At 77.0% G+C, this 4,793-nt stretch carries 5 protein-coding genes and 1 riboswitch; all 5 genes read left to right on the top strand.

Annotated elements, in window-relative coordinates; translation table 11 throughout:
• A partial coding sequence (locus WCS02_RS17540) for a DUF4192 family protein (protein WP_340295547.1) occupies positions 1–321 on the top strand: 321 nt, incomplete at its 5' end.
• A 178-nt stretch (positions 322–499) separates the two neighbouring features.
• On the top strand, positions 500–1,309 hold the full coding sequence (locus WCS02_RS17535; protein WP_340295546.1) for an RNA polymerase sigma factor: 810 nt from the start codon (positions 500–502) through the stop codon (positions 1,307–1,309).
• On the top strand, positions 1,306–1,788 hold the full coding sequence (locus WCS02_RS17530; RefSeq protein ID WP_340295545.1) for a hypothetical protein: 483 nt from the start codon (positions 1,306–1,308) through the stop codon (positions 1,786–1,788). The genes WCS02_RS17535 and WCS02_RS17530 overlap by 4 nt, the downstream gene beginning before the upstream one ends.
• Positions 1,789–1,898: 110 nt before the next feature.
• Positions 1,899–2,011: riboswitch (SAM riboswitch) on the top strand.
• Positions 2,012–2,240: 229 nt separating this feature from the next.
• Positions 2,241–3,557, top strand: coding sequence for a bifunctional o-acetylhomoserine/o-acetylserine sulfhydrylase (locus WCS02_RS17525; RefSeq protein ID WP_340295544.1), 1,317 nt, complete (start codon positions 2,241–2,243; stop codon positions 3,555–3,557).
• Between the two features lie 2 nt (positions 3,558–3,559).
• Positions 3,560–4,714, top strand: a complete 1,155-nt coding sequence (metX, locus tag WCS02_RS17520) for a homoserine O-acetyltransferase MetX (RefSeq protein WP_340295543.1) — start codon at positions 3,560–3,562, stop codon at positions 4,712–4,714.
• The last annotated feature ends 79 nt before the right edge of the window (positions 4,715–4,793 follow it).

Here is a 4,793-nt window from a genome sequence, read left to right as displayed (position 1 = left end):
GGGTCGCCGCCGGCCACGCTGGCGGGCTCCCTCGACGACCCGGCCTGCGCCGGTGCCGTCCGCGAGGGCACACCGGTGCTCCGCCGGCTCGCCGCGCTCGTCCCCGCCGAGGACCGCGCCGAGGTCCTGGCCGGGCACTCCTGGCTGGCGTGGGTGGCGGGGGAGGGGACGGCAGCGTCGGTCCTCGGCGGGCGGGCGCTGTCCCTGGACCCCACGCAGCCCCTGGCCCGGCTCGTGCTCCGCGCGCTGGACGGCGGCCTCGGCGCGCCGTGGACGGTGGGCGGCAGGTCCGGCGGGGCCTCCTGGGACACCGGCCGGTGACCTCCCTGCGGGCCCGGGCCGGCGGTCGGGTATCAGGCGGCCGCCGCCGGCCTCCTGGGGGCATGGTCCGGTGGTGGTGGTCGTGAGGGGGCAGCGGCTAGCCTCGGCGGGGTCCCGCACCCGCCCGGCGACCCATCCCACGCCGGCGCCCCGGTGCGGCCGGGGACCGGGAGGAACCATGGTCAGCGAGGGCACAGCCCCCACCGCGGACGCAGGCCTGGGCCTGTCCGTGCGGACGGGCCACGAGGTGACGCTGCCGCCGGAGCAGGCCGGGCCGGGACGGCTCGTCCCGCCGCCGGTCCCGCCGCCGGGCCCGTCCGAGGCGCCGGGTCCGTCCGAGGGACAGGGCACGACCGGCGCGGCGGGCACCACCGACCCGTCCGGCGCGGCGGGTCGGGCCGCCGAGGAACCGGACCCGACCCGGCACCGCACCGCGGACGCCGCGGCCCGGCTGTTCCGGCGCTGGACCGAGGGCGACGCCACGGCGAGCTCCGAGCTGGTCTCCCTGCTCACCCCCACGCTCTGGCACACCGCCCGGGCCTACCGCCTGGACCGGGCCACGGCCGAGGACGTCGTGCAGAACGCCTGGCTGGCGCTGGCACGCCGTCGCGACCAGGTGCGGGACCCGCAGGCCGTGATGGCGTGGCTGCTGGTCACCGTGCGCCGCGACGCGGCCCGCACCGCGGCGTCCGCCCTCACCTCCGTCGACGACCCCGGCCCCGTGCTGGCCGCGAGCCCGGACCCCGCACCCGGGCCGGCCGCGGTCGTGGTGGAGCAGGAGAGCGCCAGACGGCTGTGGGAGGCGGTCGGCCGGCTGTCCGAGCGGTGCCAGCGGCTGCTGCGCGTCGTCGCGTTCTCCGACCGGCCGGACTACGCGACCCTGTCGGTCGACCTGGGGATGCCCCTGGGCAGCATCGGCCCGACGCGGGGCCGGTGCCTGAAGAAGCTCCGCGAGGACCTGGGCGACGAGGGGCGGTGGGTCACGTGAGCAGCGCCCCGGAGCAGGACCAGGGCAGCACCGGGCCGGGCCCGGAGCAGCTGCGGGCGATGTGGGAGGCGGCCGACCCGGTGCCCGCCGGTCTGGCCGACCGGGTCGCCTTCGCGCTGCAGGTCGAGGAGCTGACGTCGTCGGACCTCGACCTCGAGCTGGAGCTCATGCGGCTGACCGCCGAGCAGAACGAGGCGGTGGGCAGCCGCGGCGACCAGGTCCGCACCGTGACCTTCGGCAGCGACTCCCTCACCGTCATGCTCGCCCTCAGCGACGTCGAGGGCGGGTCCCGGGTCGACGCCTGGGTCGCCCCCGGCGGGCGCCGGCGGGTGCAGGTCCGCACCGCCGACGGCACCAGCGAGCTGCAGAGCGACAGCACCGGCCGCTTCGCCGTGCCCCTCGTCCGGCCGGGGCACCTGCAGCTGGTGCTGGACGTCGACCAGGGCCGGACCGTCGTCACCCCGGCGCTCACGCTCTAGGGCACGACCGGCGCCGGCGGCCGCCCACCGTGGCCCGGGGGGCGCGCCGGGCGGGTCTCGGCGTGCGGACGCCTGGCGGCCCGTCGTGGGCGTGACGTAGTCTCCGCGCAGGTCATGAGTACCAGCGACAAGCCCCGGCTCGCTGGTCGGCAACCCTCCTCCGCGGTGGGGTGCCCCGGGTGAGGACCTGGCCGTCACCGCCCGGTGCCGGCAAGCGCGGGCCCGTCCGGGCCCCGGTGACCACGGGAGGTCTACATGACCGGCTGTCGCGGCTGACGCGTGCACGACGGCCCACGGGCCGACCCGGTGCAGCCCCTGCCGACCGCGCCCACGGCGCCGCCGGCCCCCGCTGCCCGCACCCGGCCGGCGCGCCCTGCGCCCCCGGCCGCGGCACCGGACCCCAGGTCCCCCCTCGCTGCCCGACCTCGACCCGACCCCGGGAGGTCTCCACCGTGAACGACGCCTGGTCCTTCGAGACCCGCCAGATCCACGCCGGCCAGCAGCCGGACCCCAGCACGGGCGCCCGCGCCCTGCCGATCTACGCCACGACGTCCTACGCCTTCAGCTCCACCGAGCACGCGGAGAACCTGTTCGCGCTCAAGGAGTTCGGCAACATCTACACCCGGATCATGAACCCGACCCAGGACGCGGTCGAGCAGCGCATCGCCAGCCTCGAGGGCGGCGCCGCCGCGCTCCTGGTCTCCAGCGGCCAGGCCGCGGAGACCCTCGCCATCCTCAACGTCGCCGAGGCCGGCGACCACGTCGTGGCCAGCCCCCGGCTGTACGGCGGGACGTACAACCTCCTGCACTACTCGCTGCCCAAGCTCGGCATCTCGGTGTCGTTCGTCGAGGACCCGGACGACCTGGACAGCTGGCGCGCCGCGGTGCGCCCGGAGACGAAGGCGTTCTACGGGGAGACGATCTCCAACCCCTACCAGGACGTCCTCGACATCGAGGGCGTGTCCTCGGTGGCCCACGAGGCCGGCGTGCCGCTCATCGTCGACAACACCGTGGCGACCCCGTTCCTGCTGCGGCCCCTGGAGCACGGCGCCGACGTCGTCGTGCACTCGGCGACCAAGTTCCTGGGCGGGCACGGCACCGTCGTCGCCGGGGCCATCGTCGACGGCGGCCGGTTCGACTACGCCGCCCAGCCGGAGAAGTTCCCCGGGTTCAACACCCCGGACCCGAGCTACAACGGCCTGGTGTACGCCCGCGACCTCGGCGTCGGCAGCCCCCTGGGCGCCAACCTCGCCTACGTCCTCAAGGCCCGGGTGCAGCTGCTGCGCGACCTCGGCGCCGCCGTGAGCCCGTTCAACGCCTTCCTCATCGCCCAGGGGATCGAGACGCTGAGCCTGCGGATGGAGCGGCACGTCTCCAACGCCCACGCCGTGGCCTCGTGGCTGGAGGCGCGCGAGGACGTGGAGCGCGTCGCCTACGCCAGCCTGCCGAGCAGCCCGTGGCACGAGCGGGCGGCCAAGTACACGCCGCGCGGCTCCGGGTCGGTGCTCGCCTTCGAGATCGCCGGCGGCCTGGAGGCGGGCCGGCGGTTCGTCGAGGGCCTCGAGCTGCACAGCCACGTCGCGAACATCGGCGACGTGCGCAGCCTCGTCATCCACCCCGCCTCGACGACGCACAGCCAGCTCAGCGAGGCCGAGCAGGCCGCCAGCGGCGTCACCCCGGGGCTCGTGCGGCTCTCGGTCGGCCTGGAGCACATCGACGACATCCTCGCCGACCTCGAGGCGGGCTTCCGGGCGGCGAAGGGAGCCTGAGCGTGCGGGCGTGGCAGGACGGGGACCCGGTCGGCGGACGGACGTTCGTCGACGTCGGCGACGTGCGCACCGAGCACGGGCCGACGATCCCCGGGGTGCGCGTGGCCTACGAGTCGTGGGGCACCCCGCGCACCGGGCCCGACGGCACCGTGGAGAACGCCGTCCTCGTCCTGCACGCCCTCACCGGCGACTCCCACGTCGTCGGCCCGGTCGGCCCCGGGCACCCCTCGCCCGGGTGGTGGGGAGGGGTCGTCGGCGACGGCCTCGCCGTGGACACCTCGCGCTGGTTCGTCGTCGCACCCAACGTGCTCGGCGGCTGCCAGGGGACCACCGGCCCCGGCAGCCCGGACCCCGACGGCCGGGCCTGGGGGAGCCGGTTCCCCGCGGTCACCGTCCGGGACCAGGTCGCGGCGGAGGCGCTGCTGGCCGACGCGCTCGGCATCCGTCGCTGGGCGCTGGTCGTGGGCGGGTCCATGGGCGGGATGCGCGCGCTGGAGTGGGGCGTCACCTCGCCCGAGCGCGTCGCCTCGCTCGTCGTGCTCGCCAGCACCGCCGCCGCCTCCGGCGACCAGATCGCGTGGTGCGCCCCGCAGCTGGCCGCCATCACCTCCGACCCCGCCTGGCTGGGCGGGGACTACCACGCCGCGGGCGGCGAGGGCCCGGTCGAGGGCCTCGGCGTCGCCCGGCGCATCGCCCACGTGACCTACCGCTCGCGCGAGGAGATGGACAGCCGGTTCGGCCGCGACCCGCAGCCGGGGGAGGACCCGGGCACCGGCGGGCGCTACGCGGTGGAGTCCTACCTCGACCACCAGGCGGGCAAGCTCGCGCGCCGCTTCGACGCCGCCTCCTACGTCACCCTCACCCGGGCCATGAACAGCCACGACGTCGGCCGGGGCCGCGGCGGCACGGAGGCGGCCCTGGCACGGGTCACCGCGGCCACGACCGTCGTGGGGATCAGCTCGGACCGGCTGTACCCGCTGGAGCAGCAGGAGCACGTCGCGGCGCACGTCCCCGGCGCGCGGCTGGTCACCGTGCCCTCCCGGTACGGCCACGACGGGTTCCTCGTGGAGACCGCGGCCGTGGCCGGCGTGCTGTCGCAGGTGCTCGGGGGCAGCGCCCACGACGACGAGGTGCGCCGGGCCCGCTGCGGCGCCTGAGCGGGCGCCTGGCGCGCCGGTGCCCCTCGGGTCCCCGGCCCGCCCGGGCGACCGACAGGCCGGGCCGGCCCGGCCGGGC

Source organism: Aquipuribacter hungaricus, from assembly GCF_037860755.1.
Classification (GTDB): domain Bacteria; phylum Actinomycetota; class Actinomycetes; order Actinomycetales; family JBBAYJ01; genus Aquipuribacter; species Aquipuribacter hungaricus.
This window is presented reverse-complemented; position numbering and strand designations above follow the sequence as displayed.